This window comes from Enterobacter chuandaensis (genome assembly GCF_039718975.1).
Classification (GTDB): Bacteria; Pseudomonadota; Gammaproteobacteria; order Enterobacterales; family Enterobacteriaceae; genus Enterobacter; species Enterobacter chuandaensis.
Genome location: NZ_CP097173.1, coordinates 4486763 through 4510326, shown reverse-complemented (window position 1 = coordinate 4510326; position 23564 = coordinate 4486763). Strand labels below are relative to the sequence as shown.

16 protein-coding genes, 4 tRNA genes, 3 rRNA genes and 1 riboswitch are annotated in these 23564 nt (G+C 55.3%); of the genes, 19 read left to right on the top strand and 4 right to left on the bottom strand.

Translation table 11 applies throughout. The annotated features are described in order from the left end of the window. The first annotated feature begins 59 nt into the window (after positions 1-59). Positions 60-235: riboswitch (cobalamin riboswitch) on the top strand. Between the two features lie 66 nt (positions 236-301). The 9 genes from btuB (at position 302) to MX657_RS21630 (ending at position 8713) form a co-directional block, all read left to right on the top strand. Then, the gene (btuB, locus tag MX657_RS21670; protein ID WP_346806766.1) at positions 302-2149 is read left to right on the top strand and encodes a TonB-dependent vitamin B12 receptor BtuB; all 1848 of its coding nucleotides are present in this window, start codon (positions 302-304) and stop codon (positions 2147-2149) included. Further along, positions 2094-2945: a glutamate racemase gene (gene murI / locus MX657_RS21665; RefSeq protein ID WP_134347534.1), complete on the top strand. Its 852-nt coding sequence runs from the start codon at positions 2094-2096 to the stop codon at positions 2943-2945. Before btuB ends, murI begins: the two co-directional genes overlap by 56 nt. A 382-nt stretch (positions 2946-3327) precedes the next feature. Then, positions 3328-4867: ribosomal RNA gene (locus tag MX657_RS21660) — 16S ribosomal RNA — on the top strand. A 69-nt stretch (positions 4868-4936) separates the two neighbouring features. After that, a tRNA-Ile gene (locus MX657_RS21655) sits at positions 4937-5013 on the top strand. A gap of 107 nt (positions 5014-5120) precedes the next feature. Then, positions 5121-5196: transfer RNA gene (locus tag MX657_RS21650), tRNA-Ala, on the top strand. A 170-nt stretch (positions 5197-5366) separates the two neighbouring features. Beyond that, positions 5367-8270: ribosomal RNA gene (locus tag MX657_RS21645) — 23S ribosomal RNA — on the top strand. A gap of 65 nt (positions 8271-8335) precedes the next feature. Further along, positions 8336-8451 (top strand): 5S ribosomal RNA (gene rrf, locus MX657_RS21640). The 16S, 23S and 5S rRNA genes sit together here with 4 tRNA genes alongside, the layout of an rRNA operon. 56 nt (positions 8452-8507) lie before the next feature. Then, positions 8508-8584 (top strand) — tRNA-Asp (locus tag MX657_RS21635). Between the two features lie 53 nt (positions 8585-8637). After that, positions 8638-8713, top strand: a tRNA-Trp gene (locus MX657_RS21630). 99 nt (positions 8714-8812) lie between these two features. Here MX657_RS21630 and hdfR read toward each other — a convergent pair. Continuing rightward, on the bottom strand, positions 8813-9634 hold the full coding sequence (gene hdfR, locus MX657_RS21625; RefSeq protein ID WP_346806764.1) for an HTH-type transcriptional regulator HdfR: 822 nt from the start codon (positions 9632-9634) through the stop codon (positions 8813-8815). Positions 9635-9752: 118 nt separating this feature from the next. Between hdfR and MX657_RS21620 the strand changes: the two genes are divergently transcribed. Further along, positions 9753-10091, top strand: a complete 339-nt coding sequence (locus tag MX657_RS21620) for a DUF413 domain-containing protein (protein WP_008501577.1) — start codon at positions 9753-9755, stop codon at positions 10089-10091. 25 nt (positions 10092-10116) lie between these two features. Here the strand turns inward: MX657_RS21620 and MX657_RS21615 are convergent, their stop codons facing one another. Continuing rightward, positions 10117-11637 carry a YifB family Mg chelatase-like AAA ATPase gene (locus MX657_RS21615; protein ID WP_217480771.1) on the bottom strand — a complete coding sequence of 507 codons (1521 nt, stop codon included), beginning with the start codon at positions 11635-11637 and terminating at the stop codon, positions 10117-10119. Positions 11638-11978: 341 nt separating this feature from the next. Between MX657_RS21615 and ilvL the strand changes: the two genes are divergently transcribed. From ilvL to ilvA, 7 genes are all read left to right on the top strand, one after another. After that, entirely contained in the window at positions 11979-12077 is a 99-nt protein-coding gene (ilvL, locus tag MX657_RS21610) for an ilv operon leader peptide (protein ID WP_001311244.1), read from the top strand. Between the two features lie 86 nt (positions 12078-12163). Beyond that, a complete protein-coding gene (gene ilvX, locus MX657_RS21605) occupies positions 12164-12214 on the top strand; it encodes a peptide IlvX (RefSeq protein ID WP_166792073.1) in 51 nt (16 codons plus the stop codon). Between the two features lie 2 nt (positions 12215-12216). Then, entirely contained in the window at positions 12217-13863 is a 1647-nt protein-coding gene (ilvG, locus tag MX657_RS21600) for an acetolactate synthase 2 catalytic subunit (protein WP_119917184.1), read from the top strand. Further along, positions 13860-14123: an acetolactate synthase 2 small subunit gene (ilvM, locus tag MX657_RS21595; protein WP_003860184.1), complete on the top strand. Its 264-nt coding sequence runs from the start codon at positions 13860-13862 to the stop codon at positions 14121-14123. The genes ilvG and ilvM overlap by 4 nt, the downstream gene beginning before the upstream one ends. An 18-nt stretch (positions 14124-14141) precedes the next feature. Next, positions 14142-15071: a branched-chain-amino-acid transaminase gene (gene ilvE, locus MX657_RS21590; protein ID WP_023326297.1), complete on the top strand. Its 930-nt coding sequence runs from the start codon at positions 14142-14144 to the stop codon at positions 15069-15071. A 60-nt stretch (positions 15072-15131) separates the two neighbouring features. Then, positions 15132-16982, top strand: a complete 1851-nt coding sequence (ilvD, locus tag MX657_RS21585) for a dihydroxy-acid dehydratase (RefSeq protein ID WP_080330353.1) — start codon at positions 15132-15134, stop codon at positions 16980-16982. 2 nt (positions 16983-16984) lie between these two features. Next, positions 16985-18529 (top strand): threonine ammonia-lyase, biosynthetic, encoded by a 1545-nt coding sequence (ilvA, locus tag MX657_RS21580; protein ID WP_119917187.1) that lies wholly within the window; start codon positions 16985-16987, stop codon positions 18527-18529. On the opposite strand, the gene ilvY is transcribed toward ilvA, so the two are convergent. Further along, on the bottom strand, positions 18526-19416 hold the full coding sequence (gene ilvY, locus MX657_RS21575; protein ID WP_080330355.1) for an HTH-type transcriptional activator IlvY: 891 nt from the start codon (positions 19414-19416) through the stop codon (positions 18526-18528). The genes ilvA and ilvY overlap by 4 nt on opposite strands. A gap of 152 nt (positions 19417-19568) precedes the next feature. Between ilvY and ilvC the strand changes: the two genes are divergently transcribed. Further along, positions 19569-21044: a ketol-acid reductoisomerase gene (ilvC, locus tag MX657_RS21570; RefSeq protein WP_021242831.1), complete on the top strand. Its 1476-nt coding sequence runs from the start codon at positions 19569-19571 to the stop codon at positions 21042-21044. A gap of 86 nt (positions 21045-21130) precedes the next feature. On the opposite strand, the gene ppiC is transcribed toward ilvC, so the two are convergent. Further along, complete coding sequence (ppiC, locus tag MX657_RS21565; RefSeq protein ID WP_004886861.1) at positions 21131-21412, bottom strand: peptidylprolyl isomerase PpiC; 282 nt, start codon at positions 21410-21412, stop codon at positions 21131-21133. Between the two features lie 85 nt (positions 21413-21497). Between ppiC and rep the strand changes: the two genes are divergently transcribed. Next, entirely contained in the window at positions 21498-23522 is a 2025-nt protein-coding gene (rep, locus tag MX657_RS21560) for a DNA helicase Rep (RefSeq protein WP_028014817.1), read from the top strand. Positions 23523-23564 lie beyond the last annotated feature (42 nt).

Genomic DNA, 23564 nt, shown 5'->3' with positions numbered 1-23564 from the left:
GTTCAGGGGATGTCCAGATTTAATGGCCAATAGCTGTCTGGACATCTATACGTGTCTAATTGTAGCATTCTGTTTCCGGTCTCCTGAGAGTGAAAAGGGAATCCAGTGAAAATCTGGAGCTGACGCGCAGCGGTAAAGACTGGCGGGATGAACGTTGTAGACACTGTGAAAATGGGAAGTCTTCATCCGTATAACGCCACCTAGCCCGAAGACCTGCCGGGATCACGTCGCATTTGGTTTCATCATCGCGTGCTATAGATGAGGCCTGCGGCATCCTTCTTATATTGTGGATGCTTTAACAATGATTAAAAAAGTATCGCTGTTGACGGCGCTGTCCGTCACGGCATTTTCGGGCTGGGCGCAGGATAGCGCTGACTCGTTGGTGGTGACGGCAAATCGTTTTGAACAACCTGAAAAAACTATTCTGGCAGCAACGTCGGTGGTTACGCGTGCCGATATTGACCGCTGGCAGTCAACCTCGGTCCTGGATGTTATGCGTCGCCTGCCTGGCGTGGATACGGCACAAAATGGCGGGATGGGGCAACTCTCTTCTCTCTTTATCCGTGGCACCAACTCCAGTCACGTCCTGATTCTCGTTGACGGCATCCGCCTTAACCAGGCGGGCGTCACGGGATCGTCCGATCTCAGCCAGTTCCCGATCTCTCTGGTGCAGCGTATCGAATATGTTCGTGGACCGCGTTCGGCGGTATACGGCTCGGATGCGATTGGCGGTGTAGTGAACATTATTACCACCCGCGCAAAGGACGGCACGACCCTGAATGCAGGCGCAGGCTCGCACGGTTACCAGAATTATGGCGGCAGTACTCAGCAAACGCTGGGCGACAGCACGCGCGTCACGCTGGCGGGTGATTACACCTATACCAAAGGTTTCGACGTGGTTGCGGACGGTAACAATGGCGGCCTTGCCCAGACCGATCGCGACGGCTTTATGAATAAAACGCTCTACGGAGCAGTGGATCACGCATTCTCAGACCAGTGGAGCGGATTTGTTCGCGGCTTTGGCTACAGCAACCGTACGGCCTATGACGGTTACTACAGCTCATTTACCCCTGATGTACTGGTCGATACCCGCCAGCTCTACAGCCAGACCTGGGACGCAGGATTACGCTTCAACGATGACATCTTCCATTCACAACTGCTCACCAGCTATAGCCACAGCAAGGACTATAACTACGACCCTAATTTGGGCCGTTACGATTCGACGGCCACGCTGGATGAAATCAAACAGTACAACGTCCAGTGGCTCAACTCCGTTGATGTGGGGCACGGAAACATTGGCGCGGGCGTTGACTGGCAGAAGCAGAGCACCGAGCCGGGTACAAACTATGTGACCAACGGCTACGACCTGCGTAACACCGGCGTCTACCTGACCGGGCTGCAGCAGTTTGGTGATGTCACTCTCGAAGGGGCGGTTCGCAGCGATGACAACTCTCAGTTTGGTCGCCATGGCACCTGGCAAAGCAGTGCGGCGTGGGAGTTCGTAGACGGTTACCGCGTCATTGCCTCTTATGGTACGGCCTATAAAGCACCGAATCTGGGCCAACTCTATGGCTTCTATGGCAATGACCATCTTGATCCTGAAGAGAGCAAGCAGTGGGAAGGGGCGTTTGAAGGCCTGACGGCAGGCGTGAGCTGGCGCGTATCCGGCTATCGTAATGACGTTGATAATCTCATCGACTTCAATAATAACCTTCAGGAATATTACAACGTCGGCAAAGCACGCATTAAGGGTGTGGAAGCGACGGCGTCGTTTGATACGGGTCCGTTGACGCATACCGTTGGCTACGACTATGTGGATGCCCGCAATGCGGCAACCAACGAACTTCTGGACCGTCGTGCTAAGCAGCAGGTGAAATATCAGCTTGATACGCAGATCTATGATTTCGACTGGAGCCTGACGTATCACTATCTCGGCACGCGCTACGACACTGATTTTGGTTCTTATCCGTCAGAGAAAGTAAAAATGGGCGGTGTTAGCCTGTGGGATGTCGCAGTTTCATATCCGGTCACCTCACACCTCACAGTTCGTGGTAAAATAGCCAACCTGTTCGATAAAGATTACGAGACAGTTTATGGCTACCAAACTGCAGGACGGGAATACACCTTGTCTGGCAGCTACACCTTCTAATCCGCGCCCTACCGTGCTGGTGTTTGATTCCGGCGTCGGTGGGCTTTCGGTCTATGATGAGATTCGGCATCTCCTGCCGGATCTCCATTATATCTACGCCTTCGATAACGTCGCTTTTCCGTATGGTGAAAAGAGTGAGGACTTTATCGTTGAGCGCGTGGTTGAAATCGTCACTGCGGTACAAAAGCGCTATCCCCTTGCGCTGGCGGTCATTGCCTGTAATACGGCAAGCACCGTTTCTCTTCCCGCCCTGCGTGAAAAATTCCCGTTCCCGGTTGTGGGCGTCGTGCCTGCCATAAAGCCTGCCGCACGCCTGACGGCGAACGGTATCGTGGGGTTGCTGGCCACGCGTGGCACGGTGAAGCGTCCTTATACCCGCGAGCTGATCGACCGTTTCGCTAACGAATGCCAGATTGCGATGCTGGGTTCGGCGGAACTTGTGGAGATGGCGGAAGCGAAGCTGCATGGAAAGGCGGTATCGCTCGAAGAGCTGCGTCGCATTTTGCGTCCGTGGCTGCGGATGCCCGAACCACCGGATACGGTTGTGCTGGGCTGCACCCACTTCCCTCTCTTGCAGGAAGAGTTATTAGAGGTGCTGCCGGAGGGGACGCGCCTGGTGGATTCTGGTGCGGCGATTGCCCGTCGTACGGCCTGGCTGCTGGAGCATGAAGCGCCGGATGCGAAATCTACCGATGCGAATATCGCGTTTTGCATGGCGATAACAAAAGAAACAGAACAACTTTTACCCGTTTTACGCCGTTATGGCTTTGAAACGCTCGAAAAACTGGCGCTGTAGCACGGTTTTGAGCAAAAAAGAGACGGTTGAAAGTTTTTTTTAAAAGAGGGGTTGTCAACGTCTGAGAACTCCCTATAATGCGCCTCCACTGACACGGAACAACGGCTTACAAGCCGCCGGGTTAGCGGGGTTCAGAGATGAACGCCAACAGAGAAAAGTGAAAATAATCGCTTGACTCTGAATGAGGAAAACGTAATATACGGGACCTCGCAACGGTGAGCGAAAGCCGCGTTGCAACTGCTCTTTAACAATTTATCAGACAATCTGTGTGGGCACTCAAAGTGACATGGATTCTTAACGTCGCAAGACGAAAAATGAATACCAAGTCTCTGAGTGAACATGCGTAATTCATTACGAAGTTTAATTCACGAGCATCAAACTTAAATTGAAGAGTTTGATCATGGCTCAGATTGAACGCTGGCGGCAGGCCTAACACATGCAAGTCGAACGGTAGCACAGAGAGCTTGCTCTCGGGTGACGAGTGGCGGACGGGTGAGTAATGTCTGGGAAACTGCCTGATGGAGGGGGATAACTACTGGAAACGGTAGCTAATACCGCATAACGTCGCAAGACCAAAGAGGGGGACCTTCGGGCCTCTTGCCATCAGATGTGCCCAGATGGGATTAGCTAGTAGGTGGGGTAACGGCTCACCTAGGCGACGATCCCTAGCTGGTCTGAGAGGATGACCAGCCACACTGGAACTGAGACACGGTCCAGACTCCTACGGGAGGCAGCAGTGGGGAATATTGCACAATGGGCGCAAGCCTGATGCAGCCATGCCGCGTGTATGAAGAAGGCCTTCGGGTTGTAAAGTACTTTCAGCGGGGAGGAAGGCGATAAGGTTAATAACCTTGTCGATTGACGTTACCCGCAGAAGAAGCACCGGCTAACTCCGTGCCAGCAGCCGCGGTAATACGGAGGGTGCAAGCGTTAATCGGAATTACTGGGCGTAAAGCGCACGCAGGCGGTCTGTCAAGTCGGATGTGAAATCCCCGGGCTCAACCTGGGAACTGCATTCGAAACTGGCAGGCTAGAGTCTTGTAGAGGGGGGTAGAATTCCAGGTGTAGCGGTGAAATGCGTAGAGATCTGGAGGAATACCGGTGGCGAAGGCGGCCCCCTGGACAAAGACTGACGCTCAGGTGCGAAAGCGTGGGGAGCAAACAGGATTAGATACCCTGGTAGTCCACGCCGTAAACGATGTCGACTTGGAGGTTGTGCCCTTGAGGCGTGGCTTCCGGAGCTAACGCGTTAAGTCGACCGCCTGGGGAGTACGGCCGCAAGGTTAAAACTCAAATGAATTGACGGGGGCCCGCACAAGCGGTGGAGCATGTGGTTTAATTCGATGCAACGCGAAGAACCTTACCTACTCTTGACATCCAGAGAACTTAGCAGAGATGCTTTGGTGCCTTCGGGAACTCTGAGACAGGTGCTGCATGGCTGTCGTCAGCTCGTGTTGTGAAATGTTGGGTTAAGTCCCGCAACGAGCGCAACCCTTATCCTTTGTTGCCAGCGGTTAGGCCGGGAACTCAAAGGAGACTGCCAGTGATAAACTGGAGGAAGGTGGGGATGACGTCAAGTCATCATGGCCCTTACGAGTAGGGCTACACACGTGCTACAATGGCGCATACAAAGAGAAGCGACCTCGCGAGAGCAAGCGGACCTCATAAAGTGCGTCGTAGTCCGGATTGGAGTCTGCAACTCGACTCCATGAAGTCGGAATCGCTAGTAATCGTGGATCAGAATGCCACGGTGAATACGTTCCCGGGCCTTGTACACACCGCCCGTCACACCATGGGAGTGGGTTGCAAAAGAAGTAGGTAGCTTAACCTTCGGGAGGGCGCTTACCACTTTGTGATTCATGACTGGGGTGAAGTCGTAACAAGGTAACCGTAGGGGAACCTGCGGTTGGATCACCTCCTTACCTTAAAGAACCTGCCTTTGTAGTGTCCACACAGATTGTCTGATGAAAAACAGCAGTAAAAATCTCTGCAGGCTTGTAGCTCAGGTGGTTAGAGCGCACCCCTGATAAGGGTGAGGTCGGTGGTTCAAGTCCACTCAGGCCTACCAAATTTTTGCTGATGCTGCGTTGCGGCGACACTCACATACCTGAGTATGCTTCGTGTCACCACGCCTTGCCTCAACAAAAATTACCGGTACAGAGATTGGCAAACGATGGGGCTATAGCTCAGCTGGGAGAGCGCCTGCTTTGCACGCAGGAGGTCTGCGGTTCGATCCCGCATAGCTCCACCATCTTTTACTGCGAACACAAGAAAACTTCAGAGTGAACCTGAAAAGGTGCACTGCGAAGTTTTGCTCTTTAAAAATCTGGATCAAGCTGAAAATTGAAACGACACACATGTTATGTGTGTTCGAGTCTCTCAAATTTTCGCAATCAGAAGTGAAACATCTTCGGGTTGTGAGGTTAAGCGACTAAGCGTACACGGTGGATGCCCTGGCAGTCAGAGGCGATGAAGGACGTGCTAATCTGCGAAAAGCGCCGGCGAGGTGATATGAACCTTTGACCCGGCGATGTCCGAATGGGGAAACCCAGTGCAATCCGTTGCACTATCGTTAACTGAATACATAGGTTAACGAGGCGAACCGGGGGAACTGAAACATCTAAGTACCCCGAGGAAAAGAAATCAACCGAGATTCCCCCAGTAGCGGCGAGCGAACGGGGAGCAGCCCGGAGTCTGAATCAGCTTGTGTGTTAGTGGAACGGTCTGGAAAGTCCGACGGTACAGGGTGATAGTCCCGTACACGAAAGCACACAGGTTGTGAACTCGAAGAGTAGGGCGGGACACGTGGTATCCTGTCTGAATATGGGGGGACCATCCTCCAAGGCTAAATACTCCTGACTGACCGATAGTGAACCAGTACCGTGAGGGAAAGGCGAAAAGAACCCCGGCGAGGGGAGTGAAAAAGAACCTGAAACCGTGTACGTACAAGCAGTGGGAGCCTCTTTATGGGGTGACTGCGTACCTTTTGTATAATGGGTCAGCGACTTATATTCTGTAGCAAGGTTAACCGTATAGGGGAGCCGAAGGGAAACCGAGTCTTAACTGGGCGTTAAGTTGCAGGGTATAGACCCGAAACCCGGTGATCTAGCCATGGGCAGGTTGAAGGTTGGGTAACACTAACTGGAGGACCGAACCGACTAATGTTGAAAAATTAGCGGATGACCTGTGGCTGGGGGTGAAAGGCCAATCAAACCGGGAGATAGCTGGTTCTCCCCGAAAGCTATTTAGGTAGCGCCTCGTGAACTCATCTTCGGGGGTAGAGCACTGTTTCGGCTAGGGGGCCATCCCGGCTTACCAACCCGATGCAAACTACGAATACCGAAGAATGTTATCACGGGAGACACACGGCGGGTGCTAACGTCCGTCGTGAAGAGGGAAACAACCCAGACCGCCAGCTAAGGTCCCAAAGTCATGGTTAAGTGGGAAACGATGTGGGAAGGCACAGACAGCCAGGATGTTGGCTTAGAAGCAGCCATCATTTAAAGAAAGCGTAATAGCTCACTGGTCGAGTCGGCCTGCGCGGAAGATGTAACGGGGCTAAACCATGCACCGAAGCTGCGGCAGCGACACTATGTGTTGTTGGGTAGGGGAGCGTTCTGTAAGCCGTTGAAGGTGGCCTGTGAGGGTTGCTGGAGGTATCAGAAGTGCGAATGCTGACATAAGTAACGATAAAGCGGGTGAAAAGCCCGCTCGCCGGAAGACCAAGGGTTCCTGTCCAACGTTAATCGGGGCAGGGTGAGTCGACCCCTAAGGCGAGGCCGAAAGGCGTAGTCGATGGGAAACAGGTTAATATTCCTGTACTTGGTGTTACTGCGAAGGGGGGACGGAGAAGGCTATGTTAGCCGGGCGACGGTTGTCCCGGTTTAAGCATGTAGGCGGAGGTTCCAGGTAAATCCGGTACCTTTTAACGCTGAGGTGTGATGACGAGGCACTACGGTGCTGAAGTAACAAATGCCCTGCTTCCAGGAAAAGCCTCTAAGCATCAGGTAACACGAAATCGTACCCCAAACCGACACAGGTGGTCAGGTAGAGAATACCAAGGCGCTTGAGAGAACTCGGGTGAAGGAACTAGGCAAAATGGTGCCGTAACTTCGGGAGAAGGCACGCTGATATGTAGGTGAAGCCCCTGCGGGTGGAGCTGAAATCAGTCGAAGATACCAGCTGGCTGCAACTGTTTATTAAAAACACAGCACTGTGCAAACACGAAAGTGGACGTATACGGTGTGACGCCTGCCCGGTGCCGGAAGGTTAATTGATGGGGTTAGCGGCAACGCGAAGCTCTTGATCGAAGCCCCGGTAAACGGCGGCCGTAACTATAACGGTCCTAAGGTAGCGAAATTCCTTGTCGGGTAAGTTCCGACCTGCACGAATGGCGTAATGATGGCCAGGCTGTCTCCACCCGAGACTCAGTGAAATTGAACTCGCTGTGAAGATGCAGTGTACCCGCGGCAAGACGGAAAGACCCCGTGAACCTTTACTATAGCTTGACACTGAACACTGGTCCTTGATGTGTAGGATAGGTGGGAGGCTTTGAAGCGTGGACGCCAGTCTGCGTGGAGCCGTCCTTGAAATACCACCCTTTAATGGCTGGTGTTCTAACGTAGACCCGTGATCCGGGTTGCGGACAGTGTCTGGTGGGTAGTTTGACTGGGGCGGTCTCCTCCCAAAGAGTAACGGAGGAGCACGAAGGTTAGCTAATCCTGGTCGGACATCAGGAGGTTAGTGCAATGGCATAAGCTAGCTTGACTGCGAGAGTGACGGCTCGAGCAGGTGCGAAAGCAGGTCATAGTGATCCGGTGGTTCTGAATGGAAGGGCCATCGCTCAACGGATAAAAGGTACTCCGGGGATAACAGGCTGATACCGCCCAAGAGTTCATATCGACGGCGGTGTTTGGCACCTCGATGTCGGCTCATCACATCCTGGGGCTGAAGTAGGTCCCAAGGGTATGGCTGTTCGCCATTTAAAGTGGTACGCGAGCTGGGTTTAGAACGTCGTGAGACAGTTCGGTCCCTATCTGCCGTGGGCGCTGGAGAATTGAGGGGGGCTGCTCCTAGTACGAGAGGACCGGAGTGGACGCATCACTGGTGTTCGGGTTGTCATGCCAATGGCACTGCCCGGTAGCTAAATGCGGAAGAGATAAGTGCTGAAAGCATCTAAGCACGAAACTTGCCCCGAGATGAGTTCTCCCTGAGACTTTAAGTCTCCTGAAGGAACGTTGAAGACGACGACGTTGATAGGTCGGGTGTGTAAGCGCAGCGATGCGTTGAGCTAACCGATACTAATGAACCGTGAGGCTTAACCTTACAACGCCGAAGATGTTTTGGCGAAGAGACACGATTTTCAGCCTGATACAGATTAACAGAATTTGCCTGGCGGCTTTAGCGCGGTGGTCCCACCTGACCCCATGCCGAACTCAGAAGTGAAACGCCGTAGCGCCGATGGTAGTGTGGGGTCTCCCCATGTGAGAGTAGGGAACTGCCAGGCATCAAATTAAGTAGTAAGCCGGTGCATAAATCCGGTGGTTATAAGCAGTCTTCGGTGGAGCGGTAGTTCAGTCGGTTAGAATACCTGCCTGTCACGCAGGGGGTCGCGGGTTCGAGTCCCGTCCGTTCCGCCACTTATTAAGACATCAAGCCTGCCTCTTAGGCAGGCTTGATGGTAAGAAACTTTAGGGGCGTAGCTCAGTTGGTAGAGCACCGGTCTCCAAAACCGGGTGTCGCGAGTTCGAGTCTCTCCGCCCCTGCCATATAGAATCCTTTGCTTCGGCAAAGGATTTTTTTTTGCCTGAAATTCGGGGGAATTTCAGCATTCTGAAATGCAGCCAGCATCCCTGCTGGCCTCAGCATCAATCCATTACATTGGTTTTCAACAGATCTTTAATCTGAGATTGCTTATCGCTATTTTGCAGCCAAATCGCATACAGCGGCCGGGAAAGGGTAGTGGAATCTACGACGGTATGCAGTCCTGGCTTAGCGTCTGCCCAACGGACTGGTAACCAGGTGCAACCCTTCAACAGGGGAAGTTGCTGACAGGCAATCTCGGCAGAACTGGTTGTTAGCTGTGGAACATCATCAGGTGCAATCAGTCCCGCCTCATGCTGCTGAAAATCAGGGCCCCATTCCAGACGCAAATAGGACAGATCGGATTTCATCATTGAGGGTTCAGAAGCGTAAAGCGCCAGGCCAAACTGCCCAACGATCTGGCTGCTAAATTCGTCCATTTTGGGGGCTTCTGTCGTGATAAGTAGATCCAGCTGCCGCTCATGAAGTTGTTTAACCAGCGACTGACGTTGCGCAATTCTGGCCTCAAATTGCAGGTGCCCGTGTGAATGATATAGCCTGCTCAGCCACTGACTGAGCATACATTCCCACAGAGATGCGCTGGCCCCAATAGAGAACTCATTGTGCCTTGAGGTATGCGCCACCTCTTTGCGCGCTGCCTGCCAGGTATTCATCAATGTCTCCGCATACGGAAGCAGTTTTTCACCAGCAGGCGTGAGACGGATATTGTTGCGATGGCGGGTAAAAAGATTCACACCCAGTTGATTTTCCAGCTGTCGAATACGAAAACTGACTGCTGACTGCGTCAGGTAAAGGGCTTCAGCGGCTCGCCCGAAGTGACGCGTTCTGCTCACTTCAAGGAAAGTTTTTAGCAATTCCGTATCCACATCTTTCTCCACAAAATTATTTGTCGTTATGATTTAAATGTTTTGTTTTACACTCTGTCAAGCGTAACTAATACTCCGCGCCATAAATAGCTCGGCCAAAGAATTAGGAGCGTGTAGGATGGCGGAAAGCTTTACGACGACTAATCGTTTTTTCGACAATAAACATTATCCGCGCGGGTTCTCTCGTCACGGCGATTTCACCATCAAAGAGGCGCAGCTGCTTGAGCGTCATGGTTATGCCTTTAACGAGCTGGATCTGGGTAAACGTGAGCCTGCAACTGAAGATGAAAAGCAGTTTGTCTCAGTGTGCCGTGGCGAGCGTGAGCCGCAATCTGAAGCAGAACGTGTATGGATCAAGTACATGGCGCGCATTAAGCGTCCAAAGCGTTTCCATACGCTGTCTGGCGGCAAGCCGCAGATGGAAGGTGCAGAAGACTACACCGAGTCTGACGACTAATAAAAAAGGGGCTACGGCCCCTTTTTTATGCCAGTAACTTCTGCAGATGCAGCAGCAAACGATCGATAGCGCGATAGCTCAGCGCCTCCTGCAAGTGTTTCCTCTCAATGTCGGCACATCCCTCCACGTCCGCAATGGTTCTGGCCACTTTTAATAAACGCTGCCACGCACGTATGGAAAGCCCAAAGCGCGTCAACGTCTCCTCCAGCCACACAGCATCTTCACCGTTAAGAGAACAAAACTGTCGGATCCCGGCATTATCCAGCCGTGCATTAAGCCTGTTTTGACGAGCGTACTGTCGCGCCTGTGCCGCGATAACCCGCTCGCGAACGTGCGCGGAGCTTTCACCGAGCCTATCCGTCTGCCTGAGCAGACCCGGCGGTGGAAGCGGGATTTCCAGTGATAAATCGAAACGGTCGAGAAATGGACCGGATAGTTTTCCCAGATAGCGCAGCGTCTGCTCTGGCGTACAGCGGTTATGATTGCCCTGATAATGCCCCGTCGGGCTGGGGTTCATCGCCGCCACGAGCTGAAAACGGGCGGGATAGCTTATTTTGGCTCGCGTGCGTGAAATATGTATCTCACCCGATTCAATGGGTTCCCTCAGTGCATCCAGCACGCGGCGCTCAAACTCAGGTAGCTCATCGAGAAACAGAATGCCGTTGTGTGCCAGTGAGATCTCTCCCGGCCCCGGAATAGACCCACCGCCGACCATTGCCGTCAGTGACGCGCTATGATGCGGTGAACGAAAGGGACGTCGACGCCACTGTTTATGCAACGACGTCGAACTGATAAGACTATAAATGGCAGCGCTTTCCAGCGCTTCATGGTTATTAAGCGGTGGTAGCAGCCCGCTCAGCCTGCTCGCCAGCATGGTTTTGCCCGTACCCGGCGGACCAATCAGCAGAAGATTGTGCCCACCCGCTGCCGTAATTTCCAGAGCACGCTTCCCTTGCTCTTGTCCCATGATCTCGCTGAGATCTTCTGGCGCATCCGCTATAGCCTCGTCGCACTCTTCCGGCTCGGACAGTTCATGACGCCCTTCAAGCCAGGCACACACTTCCTGAAGATGCCCCGCGATGAGGCATCCCTTCTCTGCAATAAGACTCACTTCTGATGCGTTTTCATTGGCGACAATGATTTGCCGTCCTGCGCGTATTGCTTCCAGCGCACCTGATATCGCACCGGGAACGCCTCTTAATGCGCCTGTAAGCGCGAGTTCACCCACGAACTCATACGAGCCTAGCCTGTTCGTCTTAAGCTGCTCAGAAGCTGCGAGAAGCGCTATCGCGATAGGTAAATCATATCGTCCCCCCTCTTTGGGCAGATCGGCGGGGGCAAGGTTGATGGTGATCTTCTTCGCGGGGAAGGTATAACCGCTATTTATGATTGCGCTGCGAACGCGATCCCTGGCCTCTTTAACCGTCGTTTCCGGTAGCCCGACAAGCGTGAGTCCTGGCAGCCCATTACTCAAATGAACCTCTACGGAAATAAGCGGAGCCTTCACCCCGAGAGCCGCACGCGTATAAACAACTGACAGTGACATTTATACTACCTCCTGGCGGGACTATGCCAGTATGAGCGTTACCTGTTTAGCGCGATTTCGCGAATTTACGTCCCCTGTTCAGGCATTTTGGCGGCAAGTTGAAACTGTTACACCAGCGTGGAAGCCTCCACGCAAAACGTCAAAAACCGCGTTTTAACGCCGCAGGGAACGTGAAAAAAATGAAAAATATTCATTTTCTAATTTCCTCATATAAAACAACGATTTTAAGAAATATGATTCGCTGGCTAATCAACTGCGTCATAAATAAATCTTGTGTTTGATTTAAAAACTGTGGTAACTCTTTAGGTATTCCTTCGAACAAGATGCAAAAAGAACTGAAAATGACAGCCCTTCTACGAGTGATTAGCCTGGTCGTGATTAGCGTGGTGGTGATTATTATCCCACCGTGCGGGGCTGCACTTGGACGAGGAAAGGCTTAGAAATCAAGCCTTAACGAACTAAGACCCCCGCACCGAAAGGTCCGGGGGTTTTTTTATGACTAAAAAACTTAAACGAGGAGCAGAGAATGACGACTAGCACAAAATTCTGTTTCTCCAGATTTATGACGGGGAACTAACTATGAATGGGGCACAATGGGTTGTACATGCGTTGCGCGCGCAGGGAGTCGAAACCGTGTTCGGTTATCCGGGTGGCGCAATTATGCCGATTTACGATGCACTGTATGACGGCGGCGTGGAACACCTCTTGTGCCGGCACGAGCAGGGCGCAGCGATGGCCGCTATCGGCTATGCCCGCGCGACCGGTAAAACCGGCGTCTGCATGGCGACTTCAGGTCCGGGCGCAACGAACCTGATCACCGGCCTGGCTGACGCGCTGCTCGATTCCGTTCCCGTCGTGGCGATCACCGGTCAGGTAGCCTCTCCGTTCATCGGTACCGATGCTTTCCAGGAAGTCGACGTCCTCGGTTTATCGCTGGCCTGCACCAAACACAGCTTTCTCGTCCAGTCTCTCGAAGAACTGCCACGCGTAGTGGCAGAAGCGTTTGAAGTGGCAAGCTCTGGTCGCCCTGGCCCGGTTCTGGTGGATATCCCGAAAGATATCCAGGTTGCACTCGGCGATCTGGAGCCGCACTTCTCCACCGTTGAAAGCAACAATGCGTTCCCGCATGCAGACGTTGAAGAAGCCCGCCAGATGCTGGCGCAGGCGAAACAGCCGATGCTGTACGTCGGCGGTGGCGTAGGCATGGCGCAGGCTGTTCCTGCCTTGCGGGAATTTATCGCGACTACGCAGATGCCCGCCACCTGTACGCTGAAAGGTCTGGGCGCAGTCGACGCGGACTACCCGTATTACCTTGGCATGCTGGGGATGCACGGTACCAAAGCGGCAAACCTGGCGGTACAGGAGTGCGATCTGCTCATCGCCGTGGGGGCTCGTTTTGACGACCGCGTTACCGGCAAGCTGAATACCTTTGCGCCGAACGCCAAAGTCATCCATATGGATATCGACCCGGCGGAGATGAACAAGCTGCGTCAGGCGCACGTTGCGCTGCAGGGTGATCTCAACGCGCTGTTACCGGCATTGCAGCAGCCGCTGGATATCAACCCATGGCGTCAGCACACCGCAGACATGCGCGCCGAGCACGCCTGGCGTTACGACCACCCCGGCGAGGCCATCTACGCGCCGCTGCTGTTGAAGCAGTTGTCCGACCGTAAACCTGCTGACAGCGTGGTGACGACGGATGTGGGCCAGCACCAGATGTGGTCCGCCCAGCATATGACCTACACCCGCCCGGAAAACTTCATCACCTCCAGCGGGTTAGGGACGATGGGCTTCGGTCTGCCGGCAGCCGTTGGCGCGCAGGTTGCCCGTCCGAACGATACCGTTATCTGTATCTCCGGTGACGGCTCCTTCATGATGAACGTCCAGGAGCTCGGCACCGTGAAGCGCAAACAGTTACCGCTGAAGATCGTGTTGCTCGATAACCAGCGTTTAGGGATGGTTCGCCAGTGGCAACAGCTGTTCTTCCAGGAGCGCTACAGCGAAACGACGCTCACCGATAACCCCGATTTCCTTACCCTGGCCAGCGCCTTCGGCATTCCTGGTCAGCACATCACCCGTAAAGACCAGGTTGAAGCGGCACTCGACACCATGCTGTCAAGCGAAGGGCCATACCTGCTTCATGTCTCAATCGACGAGCTTGAGAACGTCTGGCCGTTGGTACCGCCCGGTGCCAGTAACTCACAAATGCTGGAGAAATTATCATGATGCAACATCAGGTCGCCGTGCAGGCTCGCTTCAACCCGGAAACGTTAGAACGCGTATTGCGTGTGGTCCGCCACCGTGGTTTTCAGATTTGCTCAATGAATATGGAAACGGCCACCGACGCGCAGAACATCAGTATCGAATTAACCGTTGCCAGCCCGCGGCCGGTCGACTTACTGTTTAGTCAGTTATCAAAGCTGGTAGACGTTGCCCATGTTGCCATCTGCCAGAGCACAACCACATCACAACAAATCCGCGCTTGAGCGTGACAGGACGAAAAAATGACGACAAAAAAAGCTGATTACATTTGGTTCAATGGGGAGATGGTTCGCTGGGAGGACGCGAAAGTCCACGTGATGTCCCACGCGCTGCACTACGGTACCTCCGTGTTTGAAGGCATCCGTTGCTACGACTCTCACAAAGGACCAGTGGTGTTCCGCCATCGCGAACACATGCAGCGTCTGCATGACTCAGCCAAAATTTATCGTTTCCCGGTTTCTCAAAGCGTTGATGAACTGATGGAAGCCTGCCGCGACGTAATCCGTAAGAACAACCTGACCAGCGCCTATATTCGTCCGCTGGTCTTCGTGGGCGACGTCGGCATGGGGGTGAACCCGCCAGCCGGTTACAACACCGATGTGATCATTGCTGCGTTTCCATGGGGTGCTTATCTGGGAGCAGAAGCCCTGGAGCAGGGGATCGACGCAATGGTCTCTTCCTGGAACCGCGTAGCGCCAAACACCATCCCGACCGCCGCGAAAGCGGGCGGAAACTACCTCTCCTCACTGCTGGTCGGTAGCGAAGCGCGCCGCCACGGCTATCAGGAAGGTATCGCGCTCGACGTGAACGGCTACATCTCTGAAGGTGCGGGTGAAAACCTGTTTGAAGTGAAAGACGGCATCCTGTTCACGCCGCCGTTCACCTCGTCCGCGCTGCCGGGCATCACCCGTGACGCCATCATCAAGCTGGCGAAAGATCTGGGTATCGAAGTGCGCGAGCAGGTTCTGTCCCGCGAATCTCTGTATCTGGCCGATGAAGTATTTATGTCCGGCACGGCGGCTGAAATTACGCCGGTGCGCAGCGTAGACGGTATCCAGGTGGGCGAAGGCCGCTGCGGTCCGGTCACCAAACGCATCCAGCAGGCGTTCTTCGGCCTCTTCACCGGTGAAACGGAAGATAAATACGGCTGGTTGGATCAGGTTAATCACTAAGTATAAATTTGGGACGGCACGCACCGTCCCATTAAATAGTCAGACGGGAGTAAATAAAGCATGCCTAAGTATCGTTCAGCCACCACCACCCACGGCCGCAACATGGCGGGAGCCCGCGCGCTGTGGCGCGCCACCGGAATGACCGACGCCGATTTCGGCAAGCCGATTATCGCCGTGGTGAACTCCTTCACCCAGTTCGTACCGGGCCACGTGCACCTGCGCGACCTCGGTAAACTGGTTGCCGAGCAAATCGAAGCCTCCGGCGGTGTGGCGAAAGAGTTCAACACTATTGCAGTGGATGACGGTATCGCAATGGGCCACGGGGGCATGCTCTATTCACTGCCGTCGCGCGAGCTGATCGCCGACTCGGTAGAGTATATGGTTAACGCCCACTGCGCCGATGCGATGGTCTGTATCTCCAACTGCGACAAAATCACCCCGGGGATGCTGATGGCCTCCCTGCGCCTGAATATTCCGGTGATCTTCGTCTCCGGTGGCCCGATGGAAGCGGGGAAAACCAAGCTCTCCGACAAAATCATTAAGCTCGACCTTGTCGATGCGATGATCCAGGGCGCGGACCCGAAAGTGTCAGACGAGCAGAGCGAACAGGTGGAACGCTCCGCGTGTCCGACCTGCGGCTCTTGTTCCGGGATGTTCACCGCCAACTCCATGAACTGCCTGACCGAAGCGCTGGGCCTCTCTCAGCCGGGTAACGGTTCGCTGCTGGCAACCCACGCCGACCGTAAGCAGCTGTTCCTGAATGCCGGTAAACGCATCGTTGAGCTGACCAAACGCTACTACGAGCAGGACGACGCCAGCGCGCTGCCGCGCAGCATCGCCAGCAAAGCCGCATTTGAAAACGCCATGACGCTGGATATCGCCATGGGCGGTTCCACCAATACCGTTCTGCACCTGCTGGCTGCCGCGCAGGAAGCCGAAATTGACTTCACCATGAGCGACATCGACAAGCTCTCCCGCAAGGTGCCGCAGTTGTGTAAGGTCGCACCGAGTACCCAGAAGTACCACATGGAAGACGTGCACCGTGCCGGTGGCGTCATCGGTATTCTGGGTGAGCTGGATCGCGCCGGGCTGCTGAACCGTGACGTGAAAAACGTGCTCGGCCTGACGCTGCCGGAGTCGCTGGATCAGTACGACGTCATGCTGACCAAAGACGACGCGGTGAAAAAGATGTTCCGCGCGGGTCCAGCGGGTATTCGTACTACCCAGGCGTTCTCGCAGGACTGTCGCTGGGATACCCTGGACGATGACCGCGCCGAAGGCTGCATCCGCTCGCTGGAACACGCCTACAGCAAAGACGGCGGTCTGGCCGTGCTGTACGGTAACTTTGCGGAAAACGGCTGCATCGTGAAAACCGCAGGCGTGGACGACAGCATCCTGAAATTCACCGGTCCGGCGAAAGTGTACGAAAGCCAGGATGAAGCGGTAGACGCTATCCTTGGCGGCAAAGTGGTGGAAGGCGACGTGGTTGTCATTCGCTACGAAGGGCCGAAAGGCGGCCCGGGCATGCAGGAGATGCTCTACCCAACCACCTTCCTGAAATCCATGGGCCTCGGTAAAGCCTGCGCGTTGATCACCGACGGACGTTTCTCCGGCGGCACCTCCGGCCTCTCTATCGGCCACGTTTCCCCGGAAGCGGCAAGCGGCGGCAACATCGCCATCATCGAAGACGGTGACCTGATCGAAATCGACATTCCGAATCGCGGCATTCAGCTCAAGCTGAGCGACCAGGAAATTGCGGCCCGTCGTGAAGCGCAGGAAGCCCGCGGCGACAAAGCCTGGACGCCGAAAGACCGTCAGCGCGAAGTCTCCTTCGCTCTGCGCGCCTACGCGAGCCTTGCCACCAGTGCAGATAAAGGCGCGGTGCGCGATAAATCTAAGCTTGGGGGCTAATGATGGCCGAGTCACAACCCTTATCCGCCGCCCCCGAGGGGGCGGAATATCTGAGAGCGGTGCTGCGCGCGCCGGTCTATGAAGCCGTGCAGGTCACGCCCCTGCAGAAGATGGAAAAACTCTCTTCGCGCCTCGACAACGTCATTCTGGTGAAGCGCGAAGACCGTCAGCCGGTGCACAGCTTTAAGCTGCGCGGCGCCTACGCGATGATGGCTGGGCTGACCGACGAGCAAAAAGCGCGCGGGGTGATTACCGCGTCTGCGGGCAACCACGCCCAGGGCGTGGCGTTCTCATCTGCCCGTCTGGGGCTAAAAGCGCTGATCGTGATGCCGGTCGCCACCGCAGACATCAAAGTCGATGCGGTACGCGGTTTCGGCGGGGAAGTGCTGCTCCACGGGGCCAATTTTGACGAAGCGAAAGCCAAAGCGATCGAGCTGGCGCAGCAGCAGGGCTTCACCTGGGTGCCGCCGTTTGACCACCCGATGGTGATTGCCGGGCAGGGCACGCTGGCGCTTGAACTGCTGCAGCAGGATGCGCATCTCGACCGCGTCTTCGTCCCGGTTGGAGGCGGCGGGTTAGCCGCGGGCGTGGCGGTGCTGATCAAACAGCTGATGCCGCAGATCAAAGTCATTGCCGTTGAAGCGGAAGACTCTGCCTGCCTGAAGGCGGCGCTGGATGCCGGGCATCCGGTCGATCTGCCGCGCGTCGGGCTGTTTGCCGAGGGTGTGGCGGTGAAGCGCATTGGCGACGAAACCTTCCGCCTGTGCCAGGAATATCTCGACGATATCGTCACCGTAGACAGCGATGCGATCTGCGCGGCGATGAAAGATCTGTTCGAGGACGTGCGTGCGGTGGCGGAACCGTCCGGCGCGCTGGCGCTGGCGGGGATGAAAAAATACATCGCACAACACAACATTCGCGGCGAGCGTCTGGCGCACGTGCTTTCCGGTGCCAACGTGAATTTCCACGGCCTGCGCTACGTTTCTGAGCGCTGCGAGCTGGGCGAACAGCGTGAAGCGCTGCTGGCGGTGACCATCCCGGAAGAGAAGGGCAGCTTCCTTAAGTTCTGCCAGCTGCTGGGCGGTCGTTCGGTAACGGAGTTCAATTACCGTTTTGCCGATGCCAAAGATGCCTGCATCTTTGTCGGCGTGCGTCTGAGCCGGGGAGTGGAGGAGCGCAAAGAGATCCTCAACCTGCTGCATAACGGCGGCTACAGCGTGGTCGATCTTTCTGACGATGAGATGGCGAAGCTGCACGTGCGTTACATGGTTGGCGGGCGTCCCTCGAAGCCGCTCCAGGAACGTCTGTTCAGCTTCGAGTTCCCGGAATCACCGGGCGCGCTGCTCAAGTTCCTGCACACGCTGGGCACGCACTGGAACATCTCCCTGTTCCACTACCGCAGCCACGGCACCGACTACGGGCGCGTGCTGGCGGCGTTCGAACTGGGCGAGCACGAGCCGGATTTCGAAACGCGGCTGAACGAGCTGGGCTATGAATGTCACGACGAGACCCATAACCCGGCGTTCAGGTTCTTTCTGGCGGGTTAGTGATTCGGCAATATGCTCCAGAACGCATCAATAAGCGGCTCATGTAGCCGCTTTTTTTGTGCGCACACGCCAAGCTCAAACGGGGTTTTCTCGTCGCTGCGCTCCAGAATCATCACGCGATTGCGCACCGGTTCCGGGCTGTTTTCCAGCACCACTTCCGGCAGCAGCGCCACGCCGCAGCCTAGCGCCACCATCGACACCATCGCCTCATGACCGCTGACGGTGGCGTAAATCGACGGATTGCTGATTTTCTGACGGCGGAACCACAGCTCAATACGGCGACGCACCGGCCCCTGATCGGCCATGATAAACGGCACCGTTGACCAGTCCGGTTTTTCCACCGACACCTGGTTACGCACCGGGCAGGGCAGTGCCGGGGCGATCAGCACCACAGCCAGATTCTCCAGCATCGAGAACGCCACCGCGCCCGGCAGGGTTTCGGGTTTCCCGGCGATGGCGAGATCTGCTTCGCCGGTCACCACTTTTTCCATTGCGTCGGCGGCGTCGCCGGTGGTGAGCTTAATTTCAACCGACGGATGCGCCGCGCGGAAGCGGTCAAGGATCGGCGGCAGATGGCTGTAGGCGGCGGTCACGGAGCAGAAAATATGCAGCTCGCCGGAAAGCGACGGTCCCTGCTGGTCAATGGCGTGCCGCAGCTGTTGGTACTGCAACAGCGTCTGCTGGGCAAAGACGCGCAGCTCTTCTCCTGCTTCCGTGAGGGTGACGGTGCGGTTATCGCGCACGAACAGCGGCTGGCCGAGGTCTTCCTCAAGGCGCTGGATCTGGCGCGAAAGCGTGGAGGGGCTAACGTGCATCGCCCGGGCGCTACGGCCAAAGTGGCGGCTTTCCGCCAGGTGCAGGAACATTTTTAGATCGCGTAAATCCACCGATTCCACTCCCTCTTTTTACATTGCAAAAATTGCAATGTGACGTTGTGAATATATCAATTTCCGCAATAAATTTCCTGTTGTAATGTGGGTACATTCTCGCTGAAACGCGAACCGAACAATAAGACACACAACATCACGAGGTATCACCCATGGCTAACTACTTTAATACACTGAACTTGCGCCAGCAGCTGGCGCAGCTGGGCAAATGCCGCTTCATGGCGCGCGATGAATTTGCTGATGGCGCGAGCTACCTTCAGGGTAAAAAAGTGGTCATCGTCGGCTGTGGCGCACAGGGCCTGAACCAGGGCCTGAACATGCGTGACTCCGGTCTGGATATCTCCTACGCCCTGCGTAAAGAAGCGATTGCCGAGAAGCGCGCTTCCTGGCGTAAAGCGACCGAAAACGGCTTCAAAGTGGGTACCTACGAAGAGCTGATCCCGCAGGCGGATCTGGTGGTTAACCTGACGCCAGACAAGCAGCACTCCGACGTAGTGCGCTCCGTACAGCCGCTGATGAAAGACGGTGCCGCGCTGGGTTACTCCCACGGCTTCAACATCGTTGAGGTGGGCGAGCAGATCCGTAAAGACATCACCGTAGTGATGGTGGCGCCGAAGTGCCCGGGTACGGAAGTACGCGAAGAGTACAAGCGTGGTTTCGGCGTGCCGACGCTTATCGCAGTTCACCCGGAAAACGATCCGAAAGGTGAAGGCATGGCGATTGCCAAAGCCTGGGCAGCGGCCACCGGCGGCCACCGCGCGGGCGTGCTGGAATCGTCCTTCGTGGCTGAAGTGAAATCTGACCTGATGGGCGAGCAGACCATTCTGTGCGGCATGCTGCAGGCGGGTTCTCTGCTCTGCTTCGACAAGCTGGTGGAAGAAGGTACTGACCCGGCATACGCAGAAAAACTGATTCAGTTCGGCTGGGAAACCATCACCGAAGCGCTGAAGCAGGGCGGGATTACGCTGATGATGGACCGCCTGTCCAACCCGGCAAAACTGCGTGCTTACGCGCTGTCTGAACAGCTGAAAACCATCATGGCGCCGCTGTTCCAGAAACACATGGATGACATCATCTCCGGCGAGTTCTCTTCCGGCATGATGGCGGACTGGGCAAACGACGACAAAAAACTGCTGACCTGGCGTGAAGAGACCGGTAAAACCGCGTTCGAAACCGCGCCACAGTATGAAGGTAAAATCGGCGAGCAGGAGTACTTCGATAAAGGCGTACTGATGATCGCGATGGTGAAAGCGGGCGTTGAGCTGGCTTTCGAAACCATGGTGGATTCCGGCATCATCGAAGAGTCTGCATACTACGAATCTCTGCACGAGCTGCCGCTGATCGCGAATACCATCGCCCGTAAGCGTCTGTACGAAATGAACGTGGTTATCTCGGATACCGCAGAATACGGTAACTACCTGTTCTCTTACGCCTGCGTACCGCTGCTGAAAGAGTTCATGACCACCCTGCAGACGGGCGATCTGGGAAAAGCGATTGCGGAAGGTGCAGTAGACAACGCGCAGCTGCGCGATGTGAACGAAGCGATTCGCAGCCACCAGATCGAGAAAGTGGGCCACAAACTGCGTGGCTACATGACCGATATGAAGCGTATCGCGGTAGCAGGTTAACATCCTTGTCGGGTGGCGCTTCGCTTACCCGACCTACAAAAACGTAAGATGTAGGCCGGGTAAGGCGCAGCCGCCACCCGGCTTGTTTATTTGCGATACAGCACTTTGATAATGTGATAACCGAACTGGGTATGCAGCGGGCCGGTTGGCTCCAGCACCGGGCAGGAGAAGACCACTTTATCGAACGCCGGAACCATCTGGCCCTGACGGAATTCGCCTAAATCGCCGCCGCGCTTGCCTGATGGGCAGATGGAGTGCTTCTTCGCCAGCTTGCCGAAGTCGGCACCGTTTTTAATCTGCTCCAGAAGATCCAGAGCCAGTTTCTCTTCTTTTACAAGGATATGCAGTGCTGCTGCTGTTTTTGCCATGATCGTGCCTTGAGTGGTATGGATTAGGCTCGCTATACTACCACGCTGTTATTCTCCCCTCCTGACTTTCATTGAGCGATCATTTATGCGTTTAAACCCCGGACAACAACAAGCCGTCGAATTTGTCACCGGACCGTGTCTGGTGCTGGCGGGCGCAGGATCCGGTAAAACGCGCGTCATCACCAATAAGATTGCGCACCTGATCCGCGGCTGCGGCTATCAGGCCCGACATATTGCGGCGGTCACCTTTACCAATAAAGCGGCGCGCGAGATGAAAGAGCGCGTCGGCCAGACGCTGGGGCGCAAAGAGGCGCGCGGGCTGATGATCTCCACCTTCCACACGCTGGGGCTGGATATCATTAAACGTGAATATGCCGCGCTGGGGATGAAATCCAACTTTTCGCTGTTCGATGACACCGACCAGGTGGCGTTGCTCAAAGAGCTCACCGAGGGGCTGATCGAGGATGATAAGGTGCTGTTGCAGCAGCTGATCTCGACGATCTCGAACTGGAAAAACGATCTGATGACCCCGGCCCAGGCCGCGGCGATCGCTAAAGGTGAACGGGATCGGATCTTCGCCCACTGCTATGGTCTTTACGACGCGCACATGAAAGCGTGCAACGTGCTGGACTTCGACGATCTGATCCTCTTGCCGACACTGCTTTTACAGCGAAATGAAGAGGTGCGCGAGCGCTGGCAGAACAAAATCCGCTATCTGCTGGTGGATGAATATCAGGATACCAACACCAGCCAGTACGAGCTGGTGAAGCTGCTGGTGGGGCAGCGCGCGCGCTTCACCGTGGTCGGCGACGACGACCAGTCGATTTACTCCTGGCGCGGCGCACGCCCGCAAAACCTGGTGCTGCTGAGCAAAGATTTTCCTGCGTTGCAGGTGATTAAGCTGGAGCAGAACTACCGCTCCTCCGGGCGCATCCTGAAGGCGGCAAATATCCTGATTGCCAATAACCCGCACGTTTTTGAAAAGCGTCTCTTCTCCGAACTGGGCTACGGTACGGAGCTGAAGGTGCTCAGCGCCAATAATGAAGAGCATGAGGCGGAGCGCGTGACGGGCGAACTGATCGCCCACCACTTCGTCAATAAAACCGAATATAAGGATTACGCGATCCTCTATCGCGGCAATCATCAGTCGCGCGTCTTTGAAAAGATGCTGATGCAGAACCGCATTCCATACAAAATCTCGGGCGGTACGTCGTTCTTCTCACGACCAGAAATCAAAGATCTGCTGGCCTATCTGCGCGTGCTTACGAACCCGGATGACGACAGCGCGTTTCTGCGTATTGTGAATACGCCGAAACGCGAAATTGGCCCGGCGACGCTGCAAAAGCTGGGCGAATGGGCGATGACCCGCAATAAGAGCCTGTTTACCGCCAGCTTTGATATGGGGTTGAGCCAGACGCTGACGGGACGCGGATATGACAACTTAACCCGCTTCACCCACTGGCTGGGCGAAGTTCAGCGGCTGGCAGAGCGCGAGCCGGTGGCTGCCGTGCGCGATCTGATCCACGGCATCGACTATGAATCCTGGCTGTACGAAACCTCCGCCAGCCCGAAAGCGGCTGAAATGCGGATGAAAAACGTAAACCAGCTTTTCAGCTGGATGACTGAAATGCTGGAGGGCTCTGAGATTGACGAGCCGATGACCCTGACGCAGGTGGTCACCCGCTTTACCCTGCGCGACATGATGGAGCGCGGTGAAAGCGAAGAAGAGGCCGACCAGGTTCAGCTAATGACGCTGCATGCGTCAAAAGGTCTGGAGTTCCCGTATGTGTATCTGGTCGGTATGGAAGAGGGGTTATTGCCACACCAGAGCAGCATTGATGAAGATAACGTCGACGAGGAGCGTCGTCTGGCCTACGTGGGGATCACCCGCGCGCAGAAGGAACTCACGTTCACGCTGTGTAAAGAGCGCCGTCAGTACGGTGAACTGGTTCGCCCGGAACCCAGCCGTTTCCTGCTGGAACTGCCGCAGGACGATCTTATCTGGGAACAGGAGCGTAAAGTGATTACCGCAGAAGAGCGGATGCACAAAGGGCAGGCTAACGTGGCGAACATTCGCGCCATGCTGGCAAAAGCCAAAGAGAAGGGATAATGATGGGTAGGCCGGGTAAGGCGAAGCCGCCACCCGGCAATG

Excerpts from the sequence above, each read along its gene's own strand:
- btuB (WP_346806766.1), top strand. The coding sequence starts at position 302 with ATGATTAAAAAAGTATCGCTGTTGACGGCGCTGTCCGTCACGGCATTT.
- murI (WP_134347534.1), top strand. The coding sequence starts at position 2,094 with ATGGCTACCAAACTGCAGGACGGGAATACACCTTGTCTGGCAGCTACA.
- MX657_RS21620 (WP_008501577.1), top strand. The coding sequence starts at position 9,753 with ATGGCGGAAAGCTTTACGACGACTAATCGTTTTTTCGACAATAAACAT.
- MX657_RS21615 (WP_217480771.1), bottom strand. The coding sequence starts at position 11,637 with ATGTCACTGTCAGTTGTTTATACGCGTGCGGCTCTCGGGGTGAAGGCT.
- ilvL (WP_001311244.1), top strand. The coding sequence starts at position 11,979 with ATGACAGCCCTTCTACGAGTGATTAGCCTGGTCGTGATTAGCGTGGTG.
- ilvG (WP_119917184.1), top strand. The coding sequence starts at position 12,217 with ATGAATGGGGCACAATGGGTTGTACATGCGTTGCGCGCGCAGGGAGTC.
- ilvM (WP_003860184.1), top strand. The coding sequence starts at position 13,860 with ATGATGCAACATCAGGTCGCCGTGCAGGCTCGCTTCAACCCGGAAACG.
- ilvE (WP_023326297.1), top strand. The coding sequence starts at position 14,142 with ATGACGACAAAAAAAGCTGATTACATTTGGTTCAATGGGGAGATGGTT.
- ilvD (WP_080330353.1), top strand. The coding sequence starts at position 15,132 with ATGCCTAAGTATCGTTCAGCCACCACCACCCACGGCCGCAACATGGCG.
- ilvA (WP_119917187.1), top strand. The coding sequence starts at position 16,985 with ATGGCCGAGTCACAACCCTTATCCGCCGCCCCCGAGGGGGCGGAATAT.
- ilvC (WP_021242831.1), top strand. The coding sequence starts at position 19,569 with ATGGCTAACTACTTTAATACACTGAACTTGCGCCAGCAGCTGGCGCAG.
- ppiC (WP_004886861.1), bottom strand. The coding sequence starts at position 21,412 with ATGGCAAAAACAGCAGCAGCACTGCATATCCTTGTAAAAGAAGAGAAA.
- rep (WP_028014817.1), top strand. The coding sequence starts at position 21,498 with ATGCGTTTAAACCCCGGACAACAACAAGCCGTCGAATTTGTCACCGGA.